This window comes from Mitsuokella jalaludinii DSM 13811 (assembly GCF_000702905.1).
GTDB lineage: Bacteria > Bacillota > Negativicutes > Selenomonadales > Selenomonadaceae > Mitsuokella > Mitsuokella jalaludinii.
The window spans coordinates 23,211-48,125 of record NZ_JNKR01000007.1; the positions used below are offsets into that span (position 1 = coordinate 23,211).

Sequence of the window (24,915 nt, forward strand, 5' to 3'; positions counted from 1 at the left end):
TAATATGCAATAGTTACGGAAGTTACAAGACTACAGATGTTCTAGTGATTCCAGCAGGGAGGTCATCATATGTTGAAAGGGAAAGACATGCTATCCATCCACGACTTATCCGTGGATGAGGTACAGGAGATCCTGGCACTCGCCAAGGAGCTCAAGGCAAAGCAGAAAGCGGGTGTGCCGCACAAGATCCTCGAGGGCAAGACGCTCGGCATGATTTTCGAGAAGTCTTCGACGCGAACGCGAGTATCCTTTGAGACGGGCATGTACCAGCTCGGCGGCCAGGCGCTTTTCCTCTCGAACCGTGACCTCCAGCTCGGGCGAGGTGAACCCATCCGCGACACGGCGCGCGTGCTCTCGCGCTACCTCGACGGCATCATGATCCGCACGTTCGGCCATGACCGCGTGGAGGAGCTCGCGAAGTGGGCGGACATCCCGGTCATCAACGCGCTGACGGACCTCTTGCATCCTTGCCAGGTCCTCACCGACCTCTTGACGATCGAGGAGTACAAGGGCAAGAACCTCAAGGGCCTCAAGATGGCCTACGTCGGCGACGGCAACAACATGACGAATTCCTTCCTCTACGGTTGTGCGAAGGTCGGCATGACGTTCGTCGCGGCGACGCCGGAGGATTACCGCCCCGATGCGACGGTCTTCAAGAACGCCCTCGAGGACGCGAAGGAGACGGGCGCTTCGCTCAGCCTCGTCACGGATCCGCACGAGGCCGTCAAAGATGCCGACATCGTCGTCACAGACACCTGGGCCAGCATGGGCCAGGAGGCCGAGCACGAGGCGCGCAAGAAGATCTTCGCACCGTACCAGGTCAACAAGGAGCTCCTCGAGGGCGCCGACAAGCGCGTCATCGTCATGCACTGCCTGCCGGCCTACCGCGGCGAGGAGATCACGGAGGAGGTCCTCGAGGCCAACGCCGATGTCATCTTCGACGAGGCGGAGAACCGCCTGCACACGCAGAAGGCCATCATGGCTCTGACGATGGCAGACTGAACACGCATTCTGTAATCGGTGACTTGTAATTTTATGACTGTGCATTATCCCTTCCAGATGCCCATGGCAAGCATGAACGCGTGATGGGCGGGGAGGAGTATAGGAAGAGAGGTTTTTACCATGGCTAAGATCAAGAAAGTCGTACTCGCATACTCGGGCGGTCTCGATACCTCCGTCATCATCCCGTGGCTCAAGGAGCATTACGATGGCTGCGAAGTCATCGCCTGCTGCGCCGATGTCGGACAGGGTGACGAGCTCGACGCCGTACACGACAAGGCCCTGAAGTCCGGTGCTTCCAAGGTCTACATCGCAGACCTCAAGGAGGAGTTCCTCAAGGAATACGTCTGGCCGACGCTCAAGGCCGGTGCTGTCTACGAGGACAAGTACCTGCTCGGCACGTCTTTTGCGCGCCCAATCATCGCGAAGAAGCTCGTCGAGATTGCCAAGCAGGAAGGCGCTGACGCCATCGCGCACGGCGCTACGGGCAAGGGCAATGACCAGGTCCGCTTCGAGCTGACGGTCAAGGCACTCGCACCGAACATCACGCTGATCGCTCCGTGGCGCGAGTGGGACCTCGATTCCCGTTCCGCTGAGATTGAGTACGCCAAGAAGCACGGCATCCCCATCGCGACGGAGAACAAGACGTACTCCATGGACCGCAACATCTGGCACCTCTCCCATGAGGGTTCCGACCTCGAGGATCCGGCCAACGAGCCGCACAACAGCATGTTCCTGATCTCCAAGGCACCGGAAGACGCGAAGGATGAGCCGGAATACGTCACGGTCGACTTCGAGAAGGGCGAGCCGGTTGCCGTCAACGGCAAGAAGATGGATCCTGTCGCTCTCCTGACGGAGCTCAACGAGATCGGCGCGCGCAACGGCGTCGGCATCGTCGACATCTGCGAGAACCGCCTCGTCGGCATGAAGTCCCGCGGTGTCTATGAGAACCCGGGCGGATCGATCCTCTACTACGCACACCGCGAGCTCGAGTACCTCTGCCTCGACCGCATGACGTACCACTTCAAGCAGCACGTCGCTGTCCGCTTCGGCGAGCTCGTCTACGATGGCATGTGGTTCTGCCAGCTGCGCGAGGCGCTGTCCGCTTTCGTCGACAGCACGCAGCAGACGGTCACGGGCACGGTCAAGCTCAAGCTCTACAAGGGCAACATCATCTCCGCTGGCTCCACGAGCCCGTATTCCCTCTACAGCAAGGAATACGTCACGTTCGAGCACGATGATGTCTACAACCAGGCTGACGCCACGGGCTTCATCAACCTCTTCGGCCTGCCGCTCAAGGTACGCGCCCTGATGCAGGAGAAGAACAGTAAATGAGCAAGGCTATGTGGGGAGGCCGTTTCTCCAAGTCGACCGATGAGATGATCAACGAGTTCCAGGCCTCCATCAATTTCGACAAGCGCATGTACCACGAGGACATCGCGGGCTCCATCGCGCACGCTACGATGCTCGCGAAATGCGGCATCATCACAGAGGAGGACCGCGACAAGATCATCGCAGGCCTCAAGGACATCCTCCAGAAGATCGAGCAGGGCAACTTTGAGTTCTCCGTCGACCTTGAGGACATCCACATGAACATCGAGAAGCGCCTGACCGACGCCATCGGCGAGGCCGGCGGCCGCCTGCACACGGCGCGCAGCCGCAACGACCAGGTCGCGCTCGACACGCACATGTACGTGCGCCGCGAGGTCGTGGCCGTGCAGAAGGAGATCGAGAACCTGCAGCGCGCGCTCGTCGAGACGGCGGAGAAGTACAGCGACGTCATCATGCCGGGCTACACGCATCTGCAGCGCGCACAGCCGATCCTGTTCTCGCATCACCTGCTCGCCTACTTCGGCATGCTCTCGCGTGACTTCGCCCGCTTTGAGGGCGTCTACAAGCGCGCGGACATCATGCCGCTCGGCGCCGGCGCGCTCGCCGGCACGACGTTCCCGATCGACCGCGAATTCGTGCAGAAGCAGCTCAACTTCGAGAACATCTACACGAACAGCCTCGACGCCGTCAGCGACCGCGACTACATCATGGAGTTCCTCGCGGCGGCCTCGATTCTCATGGTCCATCTCTCGCGCCTCTCGGAGGAGACGATCCTCTGGTGCAGCCGCGAGTTCCACTTCGTCGAGCTCGACGATGCGCACTGCACGGGCTCCTCGATGATGCCGCAGAAGAAGAACCCGGATGTCTCCGAGCTCGTCCGCGGCAAGACGGGCCGCGTCATCGGTCACCTCATGGCCATGCTGACGACCGTCAAGGGCCTGCCTCTTGCCTACAACAAGGACCTGCAGGAGGACAAGGAGGGCATCTTCGACGCGATCGACACCGTCAAGTTCAGCCTCGCCGTCTACGCGCAGCTGATCCGCGGCATGAAGGTCCGCAAGGACGTCATGAAGAAGGCCGTGACGGAGGATTTCTCCAATGCGACCGACCTCGCCGACTACCTCGTCAAGAAGGGCATGCCGTTCCGCAAGGCGCATGCCGTCTCGGGCCAGGCCGTCCACGACTGCATCGAGAAGGGCATCTACCTCGAGGACATGAGCCTCGAGGACTTCCAGAAGCTCTCGCCGCTCTTCGGCGCCGACATCAAGGAGGCCATCAGCCCCGAGACGTGCGTCAAGAACCGCAACTCGCTCGGCGGCACGTCCTACAAGCAGGTGGAGCTCCAGCTCCACGCCGCCAAGGACTTGCTCGCAGCCGAGGAAACGATTTCCGACAGGGCAGCCGACCAGCAGATCCAGGTCAAGTAAATAAAAAGACAAGAAACGAGAAGCCCGCTTCTCCCATCGCTCTTGTGCGATGGGGAAGCGGGCTCCTCGTCTTTGTGTCTATGTAGAATGGAACGGCTGGCCGTTGTCGAGGTAATACGTCTCGTGGACGACGGCGCGGGGATTGGGCGCGGGGACGCGGCGATGGCCTGGTCCTGTCAATGATGGGGTAGGAAGGGCGCGAGGCGCGGGGCGAGGTATCGGGCGAGGCGGGCTGAGCCGGACTTCGTCGGGTGCGTGCCGTCGCCGACGAAGTCCCCGGGGGCGAGCAGCGGGCCGTCTGCGTTGAGTGCGATGTAGTGGGCCGGGATGCCTTCTCGCTGTGCGCGCTGGCAGGCCTCCTCAATCCAGAGGCCCGCGAGCGGCGAGACAGCGGCGGGCAGCGGCTCGAGGCAGATGATGGGTGCCTCTGGGTTCATCGCATGGACCTGGCGGATGAGGCTCGTCCAGGCCTGCACGTATTCCTCGTGATAGGGGCGGCGCTTCTTGTCGCTGAAGTCGTTCGTGCCGAGTGCGAGGATGACGGCGGAGACGGGCAGCTTCTCACTCTGCCAGATGGTGTTGCCGGGCGTCTTGTGCGCGCCGTAGAGGGTCCAGCGGTAGCGCTCCTCGGTGTGGAGGCCGCGGTCAGGCCAGGGGGTGCCCCAGTTGTGGACGACGCCTTCGCCCGACTTGGCGACGACGCTGTAGTCGGCGCCGAGCAGGCGCGCGAGCTGCGGCGCAAACGCCATTGAGCCGTCCTCGATGGCAGCGTCGTTGTGGCCATGCTTTATGCCGTCGTTGCGGAAGCCCGCCGTGATGGAGTCGCCGACGAATTCCAGGCGCAGGCGCTCTGCCTGTCTTGCGGGAGCTTCGAGTGAGTCAGCCTCGAGTCCGCGGAAGTGACTGATGCCGTACGAGCCCTCCGTCGCGCGCTCGAGCCTGAGCGTGTGGCGGCCATTGGTCAGGCCCTCGGCGAGCACGGTCGGACCGTCTGCTGCGGCGCGCACTTTGCGCGAAGGGCCGCCGTCAATGGAGACGAGCCAGCGGTTCTCGTGGTCTTGGAGATCGGCGGCAATGCGCGTGCCCGTGAAATCCGTCTCAAGGTAGACGGCCCCCTGCGCGGCTTCATAGCAGCCGCCGTTCTCCTGCCAGCGCCCCTCATAGTGGATGGCGGGGGCTGTGGCGGGGAAGGAGGCGGCAAGGGCGGTGCCCGGCAGGCAGGCGAGGGCGAGGCTCACGGTGAGCAGCTTCTGTCGTATTGTTTTCTTTCCATTCATTCTCATTTGAGTTATTCTCATTCGAGTCGTTTGAGTCGTGTGTGCAGTCAAATCGGTTCCATCCTTTCTCCATGCATCTCTTTCTATCGGTTTTCGCTTTTGGGCTTGTTTTTTCCTTCTCTGCACTCTATATTATTAGTTATACATATCATGGTTTAGGAGTTGATCATTTTGTCGTTATTTGGACGTGAAGCGGCGGGCAGGCGGCACATCGACGGGCTCGATGTGCTGCGCACGCTGGCGATTGTCGGCGTCACGCTCTTCCACATGTTCCCCGAGCGGCTGCCGGGCGGCTATCTCGGCGTTTCCCTCTTCTTCGTGCTCACGGGCTTTTTGCTCGCCTACACGAGCAAGCGCAGTTGGCTCGAGCACCGCTTCCGCGTGAAGGCGTACTACTGGAAGCGCATCAAGCGCATCTACCCATCGCTCTTCATCGTGCTGCTGACGACGATCGGCGTCTTTTCCTTCGTGCTGCCGAAGGCCGTCGCGGCCATCCGGCCGGAGTTCCTCTCGATCGTCCTCGGCTACAACAACTGGTGGCAGATCGCGCAGAATGCCGACTACTTCACGCGCCTGACGAATGCCTCGCCGTTCACGCACCTCTGGTTCATGGGCATCGAGATGCAGTACTACCTCGTCTGGCCGCTGCTCTTCGCGCTCTACGCCTTTCTCGACATCCTCGCCGGGCGCCGCGCAGGCCTCGTGGTACTCGCCTTGCTCGCGCTCGGCTCGGCGGCCGTCATGCCGATGATGTACGAGCCGGACATGGATGTCACGCGCCTCTACTACGGCACGGACACGCGCGTCTACGCGCTGCTCTTCGGCGCCGTGCTCGGCCTCTGGTGGGTCGACCACCCGCGTGCGCGCCTCGGCAAATACAGGATGCTGCTCGGCTATCTCGCCTGGCCCGTACTCGTCGGCGTATCGATTGCCGCCTACTTCCTCTTTGACGGCCAGTCTGCCTACGTCTACGAGTGGGGCATGCTCGCGATGACTGCGCTCTTCTGTGTGCTCCTGCTGCTGACGGCCGACGACCGCTTCTTCGTCGGCGCCGCGCTCGAGAGCCCGAAGCTTCGCTGGCTCGGCTGGCTCGGCAAGCGCAGCTTTGGCATCTACCTCTGGCAGTACCCGGTCATCTACCTCTTCGCCAAGCTCGGCTGGACGCAGCTGCCGTACTACGCGGCGCTCGAGATCGCAGCCATCCTCGTCTTGACCATCTGGTCGGACGCACTCGCGCATGTCATCACGAGCCGCCGCCTGCCGGCCATCCGCGGCCGCCACATCGTCACGGCCTGCATCTTCCTGACGGCCTTCACGCTGCCGGGCCTCGCGCTCATGGGCTTCGGCGGCCACGCGATTGCCGTCTCGGCCGACCAGAAGGTCAGCGACACGGGTGAGCTGCAGGAGAGGCTCGCCGCCAATGCCGCGGAGCAGCAGGCGGCCAATGACCAGGCGGCAGCAGAGGCCGCCGAGCAGAAGGCAGCGGAGGATGAAGCCGCGGTCGACCTCTCGGGCGTCGCCTGTATCGGCGACTCCGTCATGCTCGGCTCTTCGGGCGAGCTTCGCAAGGTGCTGCCGGGCTGCATCATCGATGCGGAAGTCTCGCGCTACGTCGGCGGCGGCCTCGACGCGGCGAAAGAGATGGCGGCGCAGGGACGCCTCGGCAAGAACGTCGTCATCGCGCTCGGCACGAACGGCCCGATTGCCGGCTACGAGAAGTACGAGGTCCAGACGCGCGCGCTCCTCGAGTATCTCGGTCCCGACCGCCACATCTTCTGGGTCAATGTCTACTGCCCGGAGCTCTCGTGGCAGCAGACGAACAACGACTACCTCGCGAATATGGCCAAAGACCATCCGAACGTGACGATCGTCGACTGGTACGGCCTCGTTTCCAAGCATCCGGAATGGCTCGGCGGCGACGGCATCCACCCGAACGACGAGGGCACGGCCGCTTATGCCAAGCTCATCCATGACACGATGGCAGAGACGCTCGCGCATCCCGCGGCCGACTGATGACGCTTCCATGGATTTTCTATCGTTTTCCGTTACTTTTCAGAATGCCCGCTTATACTGGTATCCAGATTGAAAAGGAGTGATAATCATGCTGATGCTTGTTCTCGTCTTAGGGCTCAACCTCGTCATCAGTTTCCTCAACGCCCGCAACGTCGGGCGCGTCTGGGCGGAGTCGAAGGCCGTCGGCGGCTGGATCCGCCTGCTGGCCTGGTGCGGCGCCATCCAGTCGGCTGCCGGCTTCACCTTCGTCTACGCGGTCGTCGTCGGCTACATCGCCGTGAGCACGGGCTACCTGCCGCCCGCGATGCTCGGCGTCATGATGAACCTCATCTACATCATGATCATCGTGCCGCTCATCGGCTCGGGCATCTTCATCACGATCCAGTCGTGGATCGCCTTCGCGCGCGACAAGTCGCTCTCGAACCTCGGCGTTGCCGGCTGGAACACGTTCGCGCAGGCCTACAACACCTACAACGCGATCCAGAGCTTCGGCCCGGCGCTCGACAGCGTGCAGCAGGGGCTCGGCGGCCTGTTCTCGGATGACGGCGACAGCGACAACTCAACGGCGCGCGTCATCCTGCTTGTCGCCATCGTCCTGCTCGCCGGCGTGCTGACGACGTCCGTCATCGTGCGCCGCTACGAGGCGAGCCTGCCCGTGTCGGAGGATATCCGCCGCGGCACGCGCGACCTCGAGTACCGCTGACAACTGCAAAAAAATGTACCATCGAGGTTCTGAAATAACTTGAATCTGACTCCAATCCCGAGTAGTATAAAAGCAAGAATACACGAGATTGGAGTCTTTACTTTGCGTAAACCGTATCAGAACAATAAGCCGGACAGAACGAAAATGGAGCGGGAGGGGCAGGAGAGCTGGCTCTCTGCAGCGGTCAAACCGATGGACGGCGTGATCGCCATCGCAGCGATCTGCATCTTCTCGGTGATGGACTTCTCGAAGATGGAGACGGTCGACTGGATCTTTACGGTGACGTTCGCCATCTGGTTCGTGCTGACCATCGTCCGCTGCTGCATCTACTACCGCAAGTCGCGTTGAATACCGGTCAATCGGTCTATGGGGGAATGCCTGTGAAACAAGAGAGAAAAGCCGTCTTCTTCGACATCGACGGCACATTGATCAACATCATGGAAGGGCAGACGCAGATCGCGCCGCCCGTCAAAGAGGCCATCCGCGCACTGCGCGCGGCAGGCCACTGCACGTTCATCGCGAGCGGCAGGCCGTATGCCTACCTCGACCCGGAGCTCGTGCAGCAGGACCTGTTCGACGGCTACGTGCTCATGAACGGCGCCGTCGTGCTGCTCGGCGACAAGACCATCTACAAGAAGATGCTGCCGCAGGCGACGGTCGAAGAGATCGCGCACCTTGCAGAAGCACACGGCGTCGAGTACATCCTCGAGGGGCCGCATAGCGTCTACCTCAAGCCGGAGTACAAGCTGACGGAGGCGTTCTACCGCAGCATCGAGGTCGATGTCACGCAGTTCGTGCGCGACTACGACCTCGAGAAGGTGCCTGTCGCGAAGATGGAATTCGCCTCGGAGGACCCGGGCGGCCACGGCCTCTTTGCGAAGCTGCTTTCCTGGCCGGGGCTCGCGGGCCTCATGGACCCGTACCACAAGAAGAACATGGAGCTCTACGCGGCAGACGTCACGAAGGGCTCGGGCATCCTGCACGCGCTCTCGTATCTCGGCATCCCCGTCTCGAGGAGCTTCGCCTTCGGCGACGGGCTCAATGACATCGAGATGATGCAGACGGTCGGCACGAGCCTCGTCATGGACAATGCGCGGCCGCAGCTCAAGGCGCTGGCCGACCACATCGTGCCGTCCGTCGACGAGGACGGCGTGGCTGCGGGCATCGCAGAGTACCTGCTCTGAGGCAGGCGCAGATATGCAGATATAAAGATAGGAATTGATTGTATCAGGGGGAAAAAACGTGAGAAAGAAAATCGGTATGATACTCGGCATCGTCATGCTGGCCATCGCCGTGCTGACGGGCTGCGGCGGCAGCCAGGGCACGAGTTCTTCGAGTGCCTCTTCGGGCGCTGCAAAGTCCTCGGCGACGGCCACGGCCGGCAAGGATGTCACGATCAAGATGCTCAACGTCGGCCAGGGTGACTCCATCCTCATCCAGACGGCGGAGCAGACGGTGCTCATCGACACGAGCGATGTCGACGAGCGCGACAAGTTCAAGCGCGAGCTCGACAAGGCGGGCGTCAAGAAGATCGACAAGGTCATCCTGACGCATCCGCATGCCGACCACATCGGCGGCATGGACGTCCTCCTCAAGGACTACCAAGTCGGCACGGTCTACGACAACGGCATGCCGTCGACGTCGAAGCTCTACATCGGCTACATGAAGCAGCTCAAGGCGAAAGGCATCAAGCACCAGGCGCTCAAGGCCGGCGATGTGCTCGACTTCGGCGGCGGCGTCTCGTTCAAGGTCTTCTACCCGACGAAGGAACTCGTCGAGAAGGGCACGCAGAAGGGCTACAAGCACGACCCGAACAATGAGTCCGTCGTCGGTAGGCTCGTCTACGGCGACTTCTCGATGCTCTTCACGGGCGATGCCGAGCAGCCGGTCGAGGAGCAGCTCCTGAAGGCGGATGCCAAGGACCTCAAGAGCACCATCCTCAAGAGCCCGCATCACGGCAGCAGCACGGGCTCGTCCGTGCCGTACCTCAAGGCCGTCTGGCCGGAGGCGGTATTGATTTCGTGCGGCCAGGGCAATGATTACGGCCACCCGCACACGGATGTGCTCGCGCGCTACCTCGGCCAGAGCACCTACAAGGACCGCCGCGACGGCTCGCAGAAGAAGACGAAGCTCGTCAAGAACGACAAGGGCGAAGTCTACAAGGGCAAGGTCTATGAGACCGACAAGAACGGCACGATCACCATCACGACGGATGGCAAGGACTACAGCATCAAGGCAGAGGAGGGGAAGGCACAATGATCTCAGCCTATCTCGACCGCTTTGAGGGCGACCTCGCCGTGCTTCTGCTCGGCGAGGAGATGAAGAAAGTCAACTTCCCGAAGCGCTTCCTGCCAGAGGGCGTCGGCGAGGGCGATTACCTCAAGATCGACATCGCCTACGACAGGGAAGCGACGGAGAAGGCCGAGCAGGAAGCGCTCGACCTCCTCAAAGACGATTAAAGACGATTAAAGACGATTGATAGATCAAGATGAGAATGAAGAAGGAGGAACTCTTTTTGTTCAGCAAGATATGCCGTGGAGCCGCCATGCTCTTGATGCTGCTCGCTTGTGCGGCGGCCATCCTGCCGCAGAATGGTGAGGCGGCAAGGCGCGAAGCGGTGCACAGACTCAATTACTTCCAGTCGTATGAGACGGAGGTCGACGGTCGCCAGGCCCTGCGCATCGAGGTCGGCATGGACCGGGACAATGTGACGTACGATGTCACGACGCGCCCCTACCTCGAGAAGCAGCTCATCATCGACCTCTCGAATACGGAGCCGGGCAAGCTCAAGCCGGACTACACGCTGCTCGCCAAGTACGCCAAGCACCTGCACATCCGTGAGCTCGAGGCGCGCCACACGCAGATCCGCATCGACTGCAAGAACCCTGTCGTCGACGGCAGCTACGCCGTGCACGCAGAGCCGGCGGACCGCAAGGCCAAGAAGCCGTACCGCCTCGTCATCGACATCTTCGCGACGGGCGGCACGGCGAGCTCCTCGCGCGTCGCGGGCGTCAGCGGCCACTCGGTCGTCATCGACCCGGGCCACGGCGGCAGCGATACGGGTGCCGTCGGCCCGACGGGCGTGACGGAAGCTTCCGTGACGCTCGCCGTCTCGAAGGACCTGCAGTCCATCCTCGAGAACTCGGGCGCACGCGTCACGATGACGCGCAACAAGGACGTCGACGTCTACGGCCCGAACGCATCGGACCGCCAGGAGCTCCAAGCGCGCGTCAACGTCGGCGAGTACACGCCGGGTGCGGAGCTCTTCGTCTCGATCCACTGCAACGCCTTCTCGAATCCGGCCTCGCACGGCATGGAGACGTATTACTACGCGGGCTCGCCGAGGGGCGAGCGCATCGCGACTCTGGTCAATGAGGAGCTCGAGAAGGCCGGCGGCCTCTTCAACCGCGGCGTCAAGACGGCGAACTTCTATGTCATCAAGCACTCGAGCATGCCGGCGACGCTCGCCGAGCTCGCCTTCATCACGAATGCGCACGAAGAGCAGCTGCTCAGCAATGCCCAGTACCAGATGAAGCTCGCCGAGGCCATCGCGCGCGCCATCGGCCGCTATTTCAGCGGCAACTGAGGCAGGGAATCGCAGGGCGAATCTCGAATCTAGACGTGTAGAAGCAAGGATATGCATGAAAACATGAATGACATGAAGCAGACGGAATAGACGGAACAGGAGATGAAGGATCATGAAGAAATACGTCCGTTACGCAATGCTGGGGCTCGCGATTTTCGCGCTCGCCCTTCTCGCCGGCTGCGGCTCAGAGACGGCTGGCAAGGGCACGGCAGACGGCAGCTCGTCATCTGCCATCCAGGCGGAGAGCGCACCGGCAGCCACGTCCTCGAGCCAGGGCGCCGAGAAGAAGCCGCAGAAGCTCACGATCAAGGTCTACTACCCCGATGAGCAGGGCATGAAGCTCATTGCCGACAAGCGCACGGTCACGCTCGACGGGCAGGAGAAGTACACGGCGGCGATGGAGTCGCTCCTCGAAGGCACGAAGGAGAAGGGCCAGACGAACATCATCCCGAAGCAGACCAAGCTCCGCAGTGTCAAGGTCGAGAACGGCACGGCGACGGTCGACTTCACGGGCGACCTGCGCAAGGACTTCGTCGGCGGCTCGACGGGCGAGACGATGCTCGTCGGCTCCGTCGTCGACACCTTGACGGAATTCCCGGAGGTCAAGAAGGTCCAGATCCTCATCGACGGCAAGAAAGTCGAATCGCTCAGCGGCCACATGGACCTCTCGCAGCCGATGGGACGCATGGCAGACCTCCTGAAGTGATTCGGGGCTTCTCCGTGCCAGACAACTTGATATTTTGACTTTTTGGTCCAGCAATGCGCAGAAATCCTTGTATTCCTGCGCATTTTATGTTATGATAAAATCCATATGGCATGTTTTTGAGGCTGACAAGCCGGAACTGGCCAATCATGATGCAATAAGATGATACAGGAGGTCATTTCACACAATGAAAGTTACGGTAGAAAATGGAGAGAACCAGCAGGTCACTCTGACGATTGAGGTCGAAGCAGCAGAAGTCAACAAGGCAGTCGATCAGGCATGCAAGCGTCTCGCAAACCGCGTGAGCATCCCGGGTTTCCGCAAGGGCAAGGCTCCGCGCATGATCGTCGAGCGCCACGTCGGCAAGGACGCTGTCCTGCAGGAAGCTTTCGATATCGTCGCTCCGAAGGCCCTGAGCAAGGCTTTCGACGAGCAGAAGATCGACCCGGTGACGCGCCCGAGCGTCGACATCGAGACGCTCGAAGAGGGCAAGGACCTCGTCTTCAAGGCTACGGTCACGCCGCGTCCTGAGGTGAAGCTCGGCGACTACAAGGGCCTCAATGTCCCGAAGAACGAAGTCAACATCACGGACGAGGATGTCGAGAAGCAGCTCAAGACGTTCCAGGACCGCCAGGGCAAGCTCGTCGACGCTCCGGAAGGCGCTGAGGTAAAAGACGGCGACTTCACGACGCTCGACTTCAAGGGTTTTGTCGACGGTGAGGCATTCGATGGCGGCGAGGGCAAGGACTACCCGCTGCAGATCGGCTCCAACAGCTTCATCCCGGGCTTCGAGGACCAGCTCGTCGGCGCGAAGATCGGCGAGGAGCGCGACGTCAACGTCAAGTTCCCGGAAGAGTACCATGCAAAAGAGCTCGCCGGCAAGGACGCTACGTTCAAGTGCACGATCCGCAGCATCAAGACGAAAGAGTTGCCGGCTATCGACGATGAACTCGCCAAGAAGGTCAGCAAGTTCGAGACGCTCGACGAGCTCAAGGCTGACATCCGCAAGAACCTCGAGGAGAACGCTGAGCGCACGGCTGAGAACGACCAGAAGAGCGCTGCCATCGAGATGGCTACGAACAACATCACGGTCGACATCCCGGCTGTCATGATCGACAACCGCGTCACGGCCATGATCCAGGAGATGGCGATGCGCCTCGAGCAGCAGGGCATGAAGCTCGAGCAGTACCTGCAGTACGCCGGCACGGACATCGCGAAGCTCCGCGAGCAGTATCGCGAGACGGCTGAGAAGAACGTCAAGACGGACCTCATGCTCGAGGAAGTCGCCAAGGCAGAGGACATCAAAGTAGAAGCCAAGGACCTCGACGAAGAAGTCGCTGCTATGGCAGCTGCTTACGGCGCTACGCCGCAGCAGGTCCAGAAGATCATCAAGGAGCAGGGTCGTATTGGCGATCTGGCTGCATCCGTACTCCGCAAGAAGACGGCTCAGTTCATCATCGATAACATCGCCAAATAAGATCCCTGATATGGGGGTATACCTATGAGTTATGTACCAATGGTAGTGGAGCGTTCCAATACGGGCGAGCGCGCGTACGATATCTACTCGCGCCTCCTCAAGGACCGCATCATCTTCCTGGGCGGCCCGATTGACGACGCTGTCGCCAATACGGTTGTTGCGCAGCTCTTGTTCCTCGAGTCGGAAGACCCGGACAAGGACATCCATCTGTACATCAACAGCCCGGGCGGCGTCGTCACGGCAGGCCTTGCCATCTACGACACCATGCAGTATATCAAGCCGGACGTATCGACGATCTGTATCGGTCAGGCAGCGAGCATGGGCGCGCTGCTCCTGACGGCAGGCGCCAAGGGCAAGCGCTACGCGCTACCGAATGCCCGCATCATGATCCATCAGCCGCTCGGCGGCGCACAGGGTCAGTCGACGGACATCCAGATCCAGGCGCGCGAGATCCAGCGCATCCGCGAGGTCATCAATGACATCCTCGTGGAGTCGACGGGCAAGGACCGCGAGACGGTCGTGCAGGATACGGAGCGCGATAACTTCATGACGGCAGAGGAAGCCAAGGCGTACGGCCTGGTCGACGAGGTGATCACTCGTCCGGTCAAGAAGGGCAAGAAATCGGAGACCAAGGCATAAGAGGTGATGTCATGTTGAAGTTTGGGGATGAGAAAGGCCAGCTCAAGTGCTCGTTCTGCGGCAAGACGCAGGATCAGGTGCGCAAGCTGGTAGCTGGTCCAGGTGTCTACATCTGTGATGAATGCATCGAGCTCTGCAATGAGATCATCGAAGAGGAATTCAGCGACGATGTCGAGGTCGAGCTCAAGGACGTCCCAAAACCGAAGGACATCCGCGCAATCCTCGACCAGTACGTCATCGGCCAGGACGAAGCCAAGAAGACCTTGTCCGTGGCTGTCTACAACCACTATAAGCGCATCAACATGGGGCAGGGCAAGAACAATGAGGATGTGGAACTCGCAAAGTCGAACATCCTCATGATCGGCCCGACGGGCAGCGGCAAGACGCTGCTCGCGCAGTCGCTCGCACGCATCCTCAATGTGCCGTTTGCCATCGCCGATGCGACGGCCCTGACGGAAGCCGGCTACGTCGGCGAAGACGTTGAGAACATCCTGTTGAAGCTCATCCAGGCGGCGGACTACGACGTCGAGAAGGCTGAGCGCGGCATCATCTACATCGACGAGATCGATAAGATTGCGCGCAAGTCCGAGAACCCGTCCATCACGCGCGACGTGTCGGGCGAGGGTGTCCAGCAGGCGCTCTTGAAGATCCTCGAGGGCACGACGGCTTCCGTGCCGCCGCAGGGCGGCCGCAAGCACCCGCACCAGGAGCTCATCCAGATCGATACGACGAATATCCTCTTTATCTGCGGCGGTGCCTTCGACGGCATCGAGAAGATCATCGAGTCGCGTCTCGGTCAGAAGCAGATGGGCTTTGGCGCGTCGATCAAGTCGAAGCGCCAGAGGAACATCGGCGACACGCTGCGCAAGGTCCTGCCGGAAGACCTCTTGAAGAGCGGTCTTATCCCGGAATTCATCGGCCGACTGCCCGTCGTCGTGACGCTCGACGCACTCGACGAGGACGCACTCGTCAACATCCTGACGCAGCCGAAGAACGCGCTCGTCAAGCAGTACCAGAAGCTCCTCGAGCTCGACGGTGTCACGCTGACGTTCGACGACGACGCGCTGCGCCAGATCGCCAAGGAGGCGCTCAAGCGCAAGACAGGGGCGCGCGGCCTGCGCTCGATCATCGAGGGCATCATGCGCAACGTCATGTACGATGTGCCGTCGATCGAGGGCGTGACCGCCTGCCGCGTGACGAAGGACGTCATCACATCCAAGAAAGAACCCATCCTGACCGTCGACAAGGACGCAAAGTCCGCCGACAAAGCAGATAAAGCCAAGGATGGCAACAAGGAAGCATCGGCCTGATACGATGCAAGACAGGGCGCTGCAGCTTGCAGCGCCTTGTCTTTTTATCCACAAGATAACGACAAGGGGAGGGATATATATGTCAGAAGCACCAGAAAGGAACGAGAACAAAACGGCACCTGCCGCCCCGAAGAAACGCACACCGCCAGAGATGAAGACGCTGCCGATGCTGCCGCTGCGCGGCATGGTGGTCTTTCCCTACATGATCATCCACCTCGACGTCGGCCGCGAGCGCTCGCTGGCGGCTCTCGAGAAGGCGATGATGGAGGACCACCGCATCCTGCTCGTCTGCCAGATTGATGCCGACAAGGACGACCCGAGGCGCGAGGATCTCTACAACTACGGCACAGTCGCCGTGATCAACCAGATCCTCAAGCTGCCGGGCGGCACGGTCCGCGTGCTCGTCGAGGGCGAGAAGCGCGCGCGCATCAGCGACTATCACCGGCTCGAGAATTACGACGAGGTCGAGGCCAAGGTCTACACCGACCCGATCTACACCTCGACGGATGTGGAAGTCGCGACGCGCTCCCTCATCCACCGCTTTGAGGACTGGGTCAAGCTCTCGAAGCGCATCCCGGCCGACACGCTCGTCTCCGTCGCCATCATCGACGATGCCGGGCGCCTGGCCGACCTCATCGCGAGCCACCTGAACCTCAAGGTCCACATGCGCCAGGACCTGCTCGAGTGCATCAACATCCGGGACCGCCTCGAGCTGCTCTCGTATGACCTCTCGCACGAGATCGAGCTCCTGCGCATGGAGCGGAACATCGACGGCAAGGTCCGCCAGCAGATGGACAAGGCCCAGCGCGACTACTACTTGCGCGAGCAGATCAAGGTCATCCGCAAGGAGCTCGGCTACAAGGACGACATCGTCTCCGACATCGCCGAGTACCGCACGAAGCTCGCCGTCGGCGGCTACCCCGAGCGCGTGCAGGAGGTCGTGAACCGCGAGCTCCACCGCCTCGAGGGCATGAACAACATGAACACCGAGACGAGCGTCATCCGCAACTACGTCGAATGGCTGCTCGCTCTGCCGTGGAACAAGGAGTCGAAGGACACGGTCGACGTCAAGAAGGCGGCCAAGATCCTCGACCACGACCACTACGGCCTGCAGAAGGTCAAGGAACGCATCCTCGACTTCCTCGCCGTGCATCAGCTCGCACCCGACAAGAATGCGCCGATCCTCTGCCTCGTCGGACCGCCGGGCGTCGGCAAGACGTCGCTCGCGGCATCCGTCGCGCGCGCGACGGGGCGCCAGTTCATCCGCGCCTCGCTCGGCGGCGTGCGCGATGAGGCCGAGATCCGCGGCCACCGCCGCACCTACGTCGGCGCGATGCCGGGCCGCATCATCGAGGGCATCCGCAACGCCGGCACGCGCAACCCCGTCTTCCTGCTCGACGAGGTCGACAAGCTCGCGGCCGACTACCGCGGCGACCCGTCGTCGGCACTCCTCGAGGTGCTCGACCCCGCGCAGAACAAGGCGTTCAGCGACCACTACATCGACATCCCGTTCGACCTCTCGAAGGTCTTCTGGATCGTCACGGCCAACAACCTCGGCACCATCCCGCGCCCGCTGCGCGACCGCATGGAGATCATCGAGCTCTCGAGCTACACCGAGTACGAGAAGCTCGAGATTGCAAAGCGCTACCTCGTCGGCCGTCAGCGTGAACAGAACGGCCTCTCCGGCAAGGACATCCGCTTCGGCGCAGGCGTGCTGCAGGACATCGTCGAGCACTACACGCGCGAGTCGGGCGTGCGCGAGCTCGAGCGCCTCATCGGCCAGGTCTGCCGCAAGGCCGCGCGCAAGATCGTCGAGGGCGAAGAGCCGCCCATCCGCGTGACGCGCCGCAACCTGACGGACTTCCTCGGCCGCGTGAAGTTCCTGGAGACGAAGTCGGAGAAGAAGCCGCAGGTCGGCGTCGCGACGGGCATGGCCTGGACCGAAGTCGGCGGTGCGATCCTGCCGACTGAAGTCACCGTGCTCAAGGGCAAGGGCAAGCTCATCCTGACGGGCCAGCTCGGCGACGTCATGCAGGAGTCGGCGCAGGCCGCGCTCTCCTACATCCGCAGCCGCGCCGATGCCCTCGGCCTGCCGGAGGACTTCTACGAGAAGGACGACATCCACATCCACCTGCCAGAAGGCGCCGTGCCGAAGGACGGCCCGTCCGCCGGCATCACGATGGCCACGGCCATGATCTCGGCCCTGACGGGGCGCAAGGTCCACAGCGACGTCGCCATGACCGGCGAGATCACGCTGCGCGGCAACGTCCTGCCGATCGGCGGCCTCAAGGAGAAGGTGCTCGCCGCCTACCGCGAGGGCATGAAGACCATCGTCCTGCCGAAGAAGAACGCGCGCGACATCGAGGAGATCCCCGAGAGCGTGCGCGAGAAGCTGACCTTCGTGCCTGCCTCGCACATGGACGAGGTCTTGAAGACCGCGCTATTGCCAAAGGAAGAGATACAGCATGAAGGGAGCGAGAGCCATGACGGAGCAGAAGCCTGACCAGCCGATGGAGAAGCAGACAGAGAGGCGCGCCGCGGGAGCCCCTGCTTCCGAGCCGGTCGTCATCACGCAGGGCCGGTACATCGCCTCGGCCGTCAGGAAAGACCAGTACCCCGAGCGCGAGTTGCCGGAGATCGTCTTCATCGGCCGCTCGAATGTCGGCAAGTCATCCCTCATCAACTCGCTGACGCGCATCCGCGGCCTCGCGCGCGTCTCCGCGCAGCCGGGCAAGACGCAGACGATCAACTTCTTCGAGCTGACGGCCAAGCTGCGCGACGAGAAGACCGGCGAAGAAGAGGGCCGCAAGGACTTCTACCTCGTCGACCTGCCGGGCTACGGCTACGCCAAGACGGGCAAGGAGCGCCGCAAGATCTGGAAGAAGTTCATCGACGAGTACCTGCTGACCTCGCCGAATCTGCAGTTCGTCTGCCAGCTCATCGACATCCGCCACGAGCCCATGGCCTCGGACGTCGAGATGTTCCAGTGGCTCGTCGAGCACCATGTCCCCGTGCTGATCGTCGCGACGAAGGCCGACAAGATCGGCAAGAACGCGCGCCAGAAGAACATCGCGGCCATCCGCCGCGCCCTCGGCGTCAAGGAGATTTCCATCCTGCCGTATTCCTCCGTAAAAAATGAAGGACGTTCAGATTTACTTGACGTCATCCGTGAAACTCTAGTATAATAGAAATAACGAAAGATGAATTGGATTCACGTTTCGCGTGAATCCGATTTTTTTTAGGAGCATATACGAGCATAAGGGAATGTGTAGAGAAGAATCTTGGGGGAATCATCATGGAGCTGACAACGTTTGACAAAGACTTACTGAACCTGCTGCAGGGCAGCCTGCCCGTCTGCAGCCGCCCGTTCGCAGCCTTGGCAGAAAAGCTCGGCACAACGGAAGAAGCCGTCATCGACCGCCTGCAGGTCCTCAAAGAGGAGGGCTACCTGCGCCGCATCGGCACCTTCTTCAATTCGGGCCGCCTCGGCTACAAGGGCACGCTCGTCGCCCTGCGCGTCGACCCCGAGAAGATGGAGGCCGTCGCCAAGGCCATCAACCGCTACCCCGGCGCCACCCATAACTACGAGCGCGAGGGCCGCTACAACCTCTGGTTCACCCTGCTGACGCCGGGCCTCGACAAGGAGCACGAGATCCTCACGGAGATCCGCGCCCTGCCCGGCGTCGAGAGCATGCTCAACCTCAAATCGCAGAAGAAATACAAGATCAACGTCCAGTTCAAGCTGGCCTGATGAGACAAGCAATGCAAGCAAAGGGGACCCCGCCAATGTCAGAACATCGCACAAGTACCGGTAATCCTACAATCGACGAATTAGACAAGAAAATCATCTGCGCCTTGCAGGGCGATTTCCCGCTCGTCGCCGAGCCCTACAAGGCAATGGCCGAGCAGATCGGCGTCAGCGAGGAGCTCTTCCTCGCGCGCGTCAAGGCCATGGCCGATTCAAAGAAGATCCGCAAGATGGGCGCCGTCCTGCGCCACCGCGAGGTCGGCTTCTCGTCGAACGTCCTCGTCGCCTGGCAGGTCGAGCCCGAGCGCCTCGACGAAGTCGCCCGCAAGATGGCCGAGTCGCCGTCCGTCTCGCACTGCTACGACCGCACGACCGCACCCGACTGGCCCTACAACCTCTACACGATGGTCCACGGCCACAGCCGCGAAGAGTGCGAGCAGATTGTCGCCGGCCTCGCCGACGAGACAGGCGTCAAAGAGCGCGCCATGCTCTACACCAAACGCGAGTGGAAGAAGATTTCCATGAAATACTTCCAGGAATGACCACAAAGACAAAAGACCTCAGAAAGCCAACGATATCAATGCTTCTGGCTTATCTGGGGTCTTTTTCTATACGTCTCGTTCTGCTCGTTATTTGTACGGATAAGCACCAATAATCACTTGTTAGCACGTTCTGTCCGGCATCTTTTTTCGTGCATTTCGCCGATCGTTGTGGTAAAATGTTAATTGCGTTCTGGACTGAAAGAACTCTGTCCATGGTGTCCGTGACATGTGGCATCGTAAAAGAACATTATGACAAGAACATGATAAAGGGTGGTTATCATATGGTTTCAAAGAAGATGTATGAACTCGGTACGAAGAAGTCGACGATCCGCACGATCTTTGAGTTTGGCCGCAAGCGCGCGGCGGAGGTCGGTGAGGAGAATATCTACGATTTCAGCCTTGGCAACCCGAATGTGCCGACGCCGGAATTCGTCAAGCAGGCGGCCATCGACATCCTGCAGACGATGCCGCCGGAGGCTGTCCACGGCTACACGATCGCGCCGGGCAACCCGCAGGTTCGCGAGACGCTGGCCAGGAGCATCAACGACCGCTTCGGCACGCACTTTGCGGGCAAGAACCTCTTCATGACGGCCGGCGCTGCCGCTGCCATCACGATCTGCTTCAAGGCGCTCTGCGAGGAAGGCGATGAATTCATCACGTTCGCGCCGTTCTTCCCCGAGTACCGCTGCTTCGTCGAATCGGTCGGCGGCAAGCTCGTCGTCGTGCCGGCGCGCGTCGAGGACTTCCAGATTGACTTTGCGGCCTTTGAGGCGCTGCTGACGCCGCACACGAAGGCCGTCATCGTCAATTCGCCGAACAACCCGAGCGGTGCCATCTACTCGGAAGAGACGATCGAGGAGCTCGCTGCCATTCTCCGCCGCAAGGAGGAGGAGTACGGCCACCCGATCTACATCATCTCCGATGAGCCGTACCGCGAGATCGCCTATGAGGGCAACACGGTGCCGTACATCCCGTGCTATTACCGCGACACGCTCGTCTGCTACTCCTACAGCAAGTCCTTCTCGCTGCCGGGCGAACGCATCGGCTACATCGTCGTGCCAGATGAGCTCGAGGGCGCAGCCGAGGTCTACGGCGCCATCGCCGGTGCTGCGCGCGTGCTCACGCATGTCAACGCGCCGTCGCTCTGGCAGCTCGTCGTCGCGCGCTGCGCCGGCAAGCCGTCCGACATCTCGACGTACCGCAAGAACGGACAGCTGCTCTACGACGGCCTCATCGAGGCGGGCTTCACCTGCGTCAAGCCGCAGGGCGCGTTCTACCTCTTCCCGAAAGCGCTCGAAGAGGACGACTACGCGTTCTGCGAGCGCGCCAAGAAGTATGACCTGCTGCTCGTGCCGGGCACGGATTTCGGCTGCCCGGGCTACTTCCGCGCGGCTTACTGCATCAAGACGGAGACGATTGAACGTTCGCTTCCGCTCTTCAAGAAGCTGGCAGAAGAATACAGGAAATAAAGCGCACACTCTTGTCTACCCGGTTCTTCTGTGCAAAGCAGGAGAACCGTTTCTTTTTTAGTGAAATCGAGGGCATGATGTGTTAGAATACAAGTTATACTAAAATAAATCATATTGAAAGTATGATATGCTGAAGGGGATTATAGCATGAATATGATAAGGAACGTGATAGGGAAGAAGGATGGTGTCATATGGAGATAGAACGTCAGTTTCTCGTTGATATCATTCCATCCCTGCCGAGTGGATACGACTCCATCCTGCAGGGTTATGTCTCGCTGCAGCCGGAGATCCGCATCCGCGCGGTCCGGCCGATGCAGGGGGAGGAGAAGTTCTATCTGACAGTGAAGCGCGGCGCAGGGCTTGTCCGCGAGGAGTGGGAGACTGCAATCAGCTCGCGCGAGTTCTCACATCTCGTCGAATGCCTGGAGAAGAACACCTTCTTCATCGAGAAACGCCGCTACTACTTGCCGCTTGCGGACGGTCATGTTGCAGAGTACAACCGGCACAGCGGCCATCTCAGGGGCTTTGATTACGTCGAAGTGGAGTTCGACAACGAAGAAGAAGCGAGAGCCTTTGAGATCCCGTACTGGTTCGGCCGCGAGGTCACGGATGATCCGCGCTTCACGTACGGGAAACTCGCGCGCGTCAACGGCTTCCAGCTGGCCAAGATGATCATGAGCCAGCCGCCGGAGCAGTGGGCGCCGTACGCCATGGTGATGCCGGACGAGAACGCGGCGCCGAAGGCGGAGGAGATTCGTGAACAGACGGCCTCTGCCGAAAGTGCAGCGGAAACAGAGGAAGCAGAGATGATTGAGGCTGGCGATTCCGCTGACAATGCAGATGATGCAAAGGATGCAAAGGATGTAAAGGATGCAGAGGATACACAGGATGTCCAGACTGCGCCTGATGAGCAGCAAGAACAGCTGTCCGGTGCAGAGCGGGGCAGAGAGGACGGCCATGAGATGACTCGCTGATTTTTTTGCCATTTCGTGCACGTTCCTGTACGTTTATGGTATTTTTTGTGCAATTTCGGGATAACCCTGTCGGATATGACAGGGTTATCCCGTTTTATTTTTGGTAGAATAGAGCTAGTAGAAGAAGAGGTGATGACAATGGTCGAACAAAATGCATTCTTAGATAAAGCAAAAGAGATCGTGCATGATTTCGTCTGGGATTTCTACCAGAAGCGCAAGAGCATCTGGAAAATCATGGAACAGATGGACGAGAAGAACTTCAGCTGGATCGGCGCGGGCCCGGAGGAATACCTGCGCAGCTATGACGAGGCGCTTCATTACTTTGCGGAGCAGCGCCAGTCAGGAGCCGTGCCGCTCATCGCCATCTCCGAGGAACGCTACGATGCGCAGCCCATCGGCAGCCGCGCCTGTGTCGTGCTCTGCGAATACCTGCTGACTGTCCAGCTCGAGGAGAAGAAGAACGTCATGCAGGAGCGCCAGCGCTCGACCGTCACGATCCGCTGGGAGCGCGGCAAATTCAAGATCTGCCAGGTCCATACCTCGAACCCCTGGCATGCGATGAAGGGCGATGAGCGCTGGCCCGAAGAATTCGGGCGGCAGACCTATACCTACTTCCTCAATCTGCTCTCCGAGCTCGAGCTCAAGGAAATCCCGCACCTGAGCTCCCAGCAGCGCAAGGTGCTCGTGCTCATGATGCACGGCAAGACGTATCAGGAGATCTCCGCCGCAATCGGCATCACCTACCGCACCGTGCAGTACCACGTGCGCATGATCTTCAACAAGTTCAACGTCGACTGTCGGGAGATGCTCTTCGCCAAGCTCATCCGCGCACTCTGCACGACAGGCCCCCTGCTCGACAGCGAGGGCGATGCCAGCCATGATGTCCTGAAAGTCCTGGACCGCGTGGCAAAGAAATGCGAGGACGGGCAGGTGGAGAGGGCTCCGCATGACAAAGAACAGAAGAAAAAATAAACGAATACCAGAAGGAATACCAATGGACACGACGATGCATGATAGAAGGGGGAACCTCTGATGATACATCCTTCCCATAACCGTGCGGCGATGCGCGCACACGGCAGATGCGCACTGGTGCTCGCCGTGCTGCTGGCCCTGCCGATGGCGGCCGAGGCGGCGCCGGATGGCACGGAGCCGCCGGCCGCCCGCCCGGCGGGCTACAACGATTCGGGCGCACAGCTGAGCCGCACGCGCCAGTATCTCGAAGAACAGCAGGCGCGCGAGCGCCTGGCCAAGGAGAACAACACAGCAGGCGTCGAGGGTGCCGATGTGCCGGAAGCGCAGCAGGGCGGCAATATCTCGTTTCCGCTCAAGAAGATCGAGTGGAGCGCCTCGTCCGTGCTGACGGATGACGAGCTGCAGCAGCTCGCCGCGCCGTACGTCGGCCATGAGGTCAAGCTAGCGGACCTCTATACCTTGATAAATCAGATAAATGCGCTTTATCAGAAAAGAGGCTATATGACCTGCCGGGCCTTCCTCGGGCCGCAGACGATCCACGACGGCGTCGTCAAGATTGAGCTCATCGAGGGGCGGACGGGGCAGGTCAGTCTGACGGACAACCGCACGACGCGCGAGGATTACGTCCGCCACCGTCTCTCGCTGAAGAAGGGCGAAGTCGCGAACATCCATGACCTCAACGAAGAGCTGCTGCGCTTCAACGCAACGAACGACGCTCAGCTGCACATCGTGATGAAGGCGGGCGCCGAGGTCGGCACGACGGACTACGTCATCGCCGTCCGCGAGCCGCAGTTGTACCAGTTCGGCATCGTTGCCGACAATGCCGGCAATAAGTCGAGCGGCCTCTACCGCGGCGGCTTCTTCTGGCAGGACCGCAGCCTGACGGGTAACCGCGATGTGCTGTTCCTGAGCACGATGGCCTCGCAGGGCACAAAGTCGTTTGCCGCGGGCTACACGGCGCCGCTCGACCGCATGGGCAGCAAGATCGGGGTCAACTACACGACGAACAGCGTCCACATCACGGATGGAGCGCTCGAGCCGCTCGAAGTCCGCGGCCATTCGTATGCCTACGACCTTTTCGTGACGAATCCCGTCGTCACGAGCGAGACGGTGCGCTCCGAGATTGGCCTCGACTACGGCTACCAGCACTCGCGCACGGACTTCCTCGGCATGCCCTGGGTCGACGACACGGTGCAGACGCTGCAGGCGTTCTACGACCAGCTCGACTACGGCCGCTCGACCATCTGGTACCAGAAGCACGCCTACGCCATCGGCAAGGCACAGACGATGCAGGGCGACCGCAATTTCGGCAAATACAACATGAATGGGCTCTTTCGCAAGCACTTTGCGCACGGCCAGTCGTGGACCATGCGCGTCGACGGCCAGCTCTCGAGCACGCAGTACCTGCCATCCGCCGAGATGTTCTACATCGGCGGCATGTACAGCGTGCGCGGCTACACCGAGAGCCTGCTCGGCGGTGACGGCGGCCTCTCGATGGGCCTTGAATACAGCGTGCCCGTCACCAAAGGACTCGAGGCATATCTCTTCCTCGACGGCGGCCGCGTCTGGGGCAGCAGCGCCTTCGGCGACCGCAGCCTCGCCGGCACAGGCTTCGGCCTCAAGGGCAGCCTCGGCGCTCACGCCTACCTCAACGTCGGCCTCGGCTTCCCGCTGATCCGCACGGTCAATGAAGTGGAGCAGAGCAGAGCCCGCGTCCACTTCTCGTTCAACAGCCAGTTCTGAC

23 protein-coding genes are annotated in these 24,915 nt (G+C 60.9%); 22 read left to right on the plus strand and 1 reads right to left on the minus strand.

Going from position 1 to position 24,915, the window contains the following annotated elements; all coding sequences use genetic code 11:
- Window positions 1-69: 69 nt before the first annotated feature.
- The 3 genes from argF (at window position 70) to argH (ending at window position 3,758) form a co-directional block, all read left to right on the plus strand.
- Window positions 70-1,002 (plus strand): ornithine carbamoyltransferase, encoded by a 933-nt coding sequence (argF, locus tag T518_RS05490; RefSeq protein ID WP_036376467.1) that lies wholly within the window; start codon window positions 70-72, stop codon window positions 1,000-1,002.
- A gap of 120 nt (window positions 1,003-1,122) precedes the next feature.
- A complete protein-coding gene (locus T518_RS05495; RefSeq protein WP_036376470.1) occupies window positions 1,123-2,334 on the plus strand; it encodes an argininosuccinate synthase in 1,212 nt (403 codons plus the stop codon).
- A complete protein-coding gene (argH, locus tag T518_RS05500) occupies window positions 2,331-3,758 on the plus strand; it encodes an argininosuccinate lyase (protein WP_036376473.1) in 1,428 nt (475 codons plus the stop codon). The genes T518_RS05495 and argH overlap by 4 nt, the downstream gene beginning before the upstream one ends.
- Before the next feature lie 176 nt (window positions 3,759-3,934).
- Here argH and T518_RS05505 read toward each other — a convergent pair whose 3' ends face one another.
- Complete coding sequence (locus T518_RS05505) at window positions 3,935-5,041, minus strand: SGNH/GDSL hydrolase family protein (protein ID WP_162177208.1); 1,107 nt, start codon at window positions 5,039-5,041, stop codon at window positions 3,935-3,937.
- A gap of 165 nt (window positions 5,042-5,206) precedes the next feature.
- Between T518_RS05505 and T518_RS05510 the strand changes: the two genes are divergently transcribed.
- The 19 genes from T518_RS05510 (at window position 5,207) to T518_RS05595 (ending at window position 24,914) form a co-directional block, all read left to right on the plus strand.
- Complete coding sequence (locus T518_RS05510; RefSeq protein ID WP_081828431.1) at window positions 5,207-7,048, plus strand: acyltransferase family protein; 1,842 nt, start codon at window positions 5,207-5,209, stop codon at window positions 7,046-7,048.
- An 88-nt stretch (window positions 7,049-7,136) separates the two neighbouring features.
- Window positions 7,137-7,751 (plus strand): hypothetical protein, encoded by a 615-nt coding sequence (locus T518_RS05515; protein WP_051652206.1) that lies wholly within the window; start codon window positions 7,137-7,139, stop codon window positions 7,749-7,751.
- 102 nt (window positions 7,752-7,853) lie between these two features.
- A complete protein-coding gene (locus T518_RS11970) occupies window positions 7,854-8,099 on the plus strand; it encodes a hypothetical protein (RefSeq protein ID WP_155948078.1) in 246 nt (81 codons plus the stop codon).
- Between the two features lie 26 nt (window positions 8,100-8,125).
- The gene (locus T518_RS05520; protein WP_036376479.1) at window positions 8,126-8,935 is read left to right on the plus strand and encodes a Cof-type HAD-IIB family hydrolase; all 810 of its coding nucleotides are present in this window, start codon (window positions 8,126-8,128) and stop codon (window positions 8,933-8,935) included.
- Window positions 8,936-9,011: 76 nt separating this feature from the next.
- Window positions 9,012-10,010, plus strand: coding sequence for a ComEC/Rec2 family competence protein (locus T518_RS05525; protein WP_051652207.1), 999 nt, complete (start codon window positions 9,012-9,014; stop codon window positions 10,008-10,010).
- Window positions 10,007-10,210 carry a DUF3006 domain-containing protein gene (locus T518_RS05530; protein ID WP_036376485.1) on the plus strand — a complete coding sequence of 68 codons (204 nt, stop codon included), beginning with the start codon at window positions 10,007-10,009 and terminating at the stop codon, window positions 10,208-10,210. The genes T518_RS05525 and T518_RS05530 overlap by 4 nt, the downstream gene beginning before the upstream one ends.
- Window positions 10,211-10,239: 29 nt before the next feature.
- A complete protein-coding gene (locus T518_RS05535) occupies window positions 10,240-11,337 on the plus strand; it encodes an N-acetylmuramoyl-L-alanine amidase family protein (RefSeq protein ID WP_036376488.1) in 1,098 nt (365 codons plus the stop codon).
- Window positions 11,338-11,449: 112 nt separating this feature from the next.
- Window positions 11,450-12,043, plus strand: coding sequence for a GerMN domain-containing protein (locus tag T518_RS05540; protein WP_036376491.1), 594 nt, complete (start codon window positions 11,450-11,452; stop codon window positions 12,041-12,043).
- Between the two features lie 184 nt (window positions 12,044-12,227).
- A complete protein-coding gene (tig, locus tag T518_RS05545; RefSeq protein WP_036376494.1) occupies window positions 12,228-13,517 on the plus strand; it encodes a trigger factor in 1,290 nt (429 codons plus the stop codon).
- Window positions 13,518-13,541: 24 nt separating this feature from the next.
- Window positions 13,542-14,156: an ATP-dependent Clp endopeptidase proteolytic subunit ClpP gene (gene clpP / locus T518_RS05550; protein ID WP_036376497.1), complete on the plus strand. Its 615-nt coding sequence runs from the start codon at window positions 13,542-13,544 to the stop codon at window positions 14,154-14,156.
- An 11-nt stretch (window positions 14,157-14,167) separates the two neighbouring features.
- Window positions 14,168-15,466 (plus strand): ATP-dependent Clp protease ATP-binding subunit ClpX, encoded by a 1,299-nt coding sequence (gene clpX / locus T518_RS05555; protein ID WP_036376500.1) that lies wholly within the window; start codon window positions 14,168-14,170, stop codon window positions 15,464-15,466.
- A 151-nt stretch (window positions 15,467-15,617) separates the two neighbouring features.
- Window positions 15,618-17,969, plus strand: a complete 2,352-nt coding sequence (lon, locus tag T518_RS05560; protein WP_036376585.1) for an endopeptidase La — start codon at window positions 15,618-15,620, stop codon at window positions 17,967-17,969.
- Window positions 17,970-17,976: 7 nt separating this feature from the next.
- Entirely contained in the window at window positions 17,977-18,651 is a 675-nt protein-coding gene (gene yihA, locus T518_RS05565) for a ribosome biogenesis GTP-binding protein YihA/YsxC (RefSeq protein ID WP_051652210.1), read from the plus strand.
- Between the two features lie 110 nt (window positions 18,652-18,761).
- The gene (gene ahbA / locus T518_RS05570; RefSeq protein ID WP_036376503.1) at window positions 18,762-19,217 is read left to right on the plus strand and encodes a siroheme decarboxylase subunit alpha; all 456 of its coding nucleotides are present in this window, start codon (window positions 18,762-18,764) and stop codon (window positions 19,215-19,217) included.
- 35 nt (window positions 19,218-19,252) lie between these two features.
- Window positions 19,253-19,756, plus strand: coding sequence for a siroheme decarboxylase subunit beta (ahbB, locus tag T518_RS05575; RefSeq protein ID WP_051652208.1), 504 nt, complete (start codon window positions 19,253-19,255; stop codon window positions 19,754-19,756).
- 281 nt (window positions 19,757-20,037) lie between these two features.
- Window positions 20,038-21,225, plus strand: coding sequence for a pyridoxal phosphate-dependent aminotransferase (locus T518_RS05580; RefSeq protein WP_036376506.1), 1,188 nt, complete (start codon window positions 20,038-20,040; stop codon window positions 21,223-21,225).
- Between the two features lie 191 nt (window positions 21,226-21,416).
- Window positions 21,417-22,199 (plus strand): CYTH domain-containing protein, encoded by a 783-nt coding sequence (locus tag T518_RS12205; protein ID WP_051652209.1) that lies wholly within the window; start codon window positions 21,417-21,419, stop codon window positions 22,197-22,199.
- 138 nt (window positions 22,200-22,337) lie between these two features.
- Window positions 22,338-23,171, plus strand: a complete 834-nt coding sequence (locus T518_RS05590) for a LuxR C-terminal-related transcriptional regulator (protein ID WP_036376509.1) — start codon at window positions 22,338-22,340, stop codon at window positions 23,169-23,171.
- A gap of 60 nt (window positions 23,172-23,231) precedes the next feature.
- Window positions 23,232-24,914: a ShlB/FhaC/HecB family hemolysin secretion/activation protein gene (locus tag T518_RS05595; RefSeq protein WP_036376512.1), complete on the plus strand. Its 1,683-nt coding sequence runs from the start codon at window positions 23,232-23,234 to the stop codon at window positions 24,912-24,914.
- The last annotated feature ends 1 nt before the right edge of the window (window position 24,915 follow it).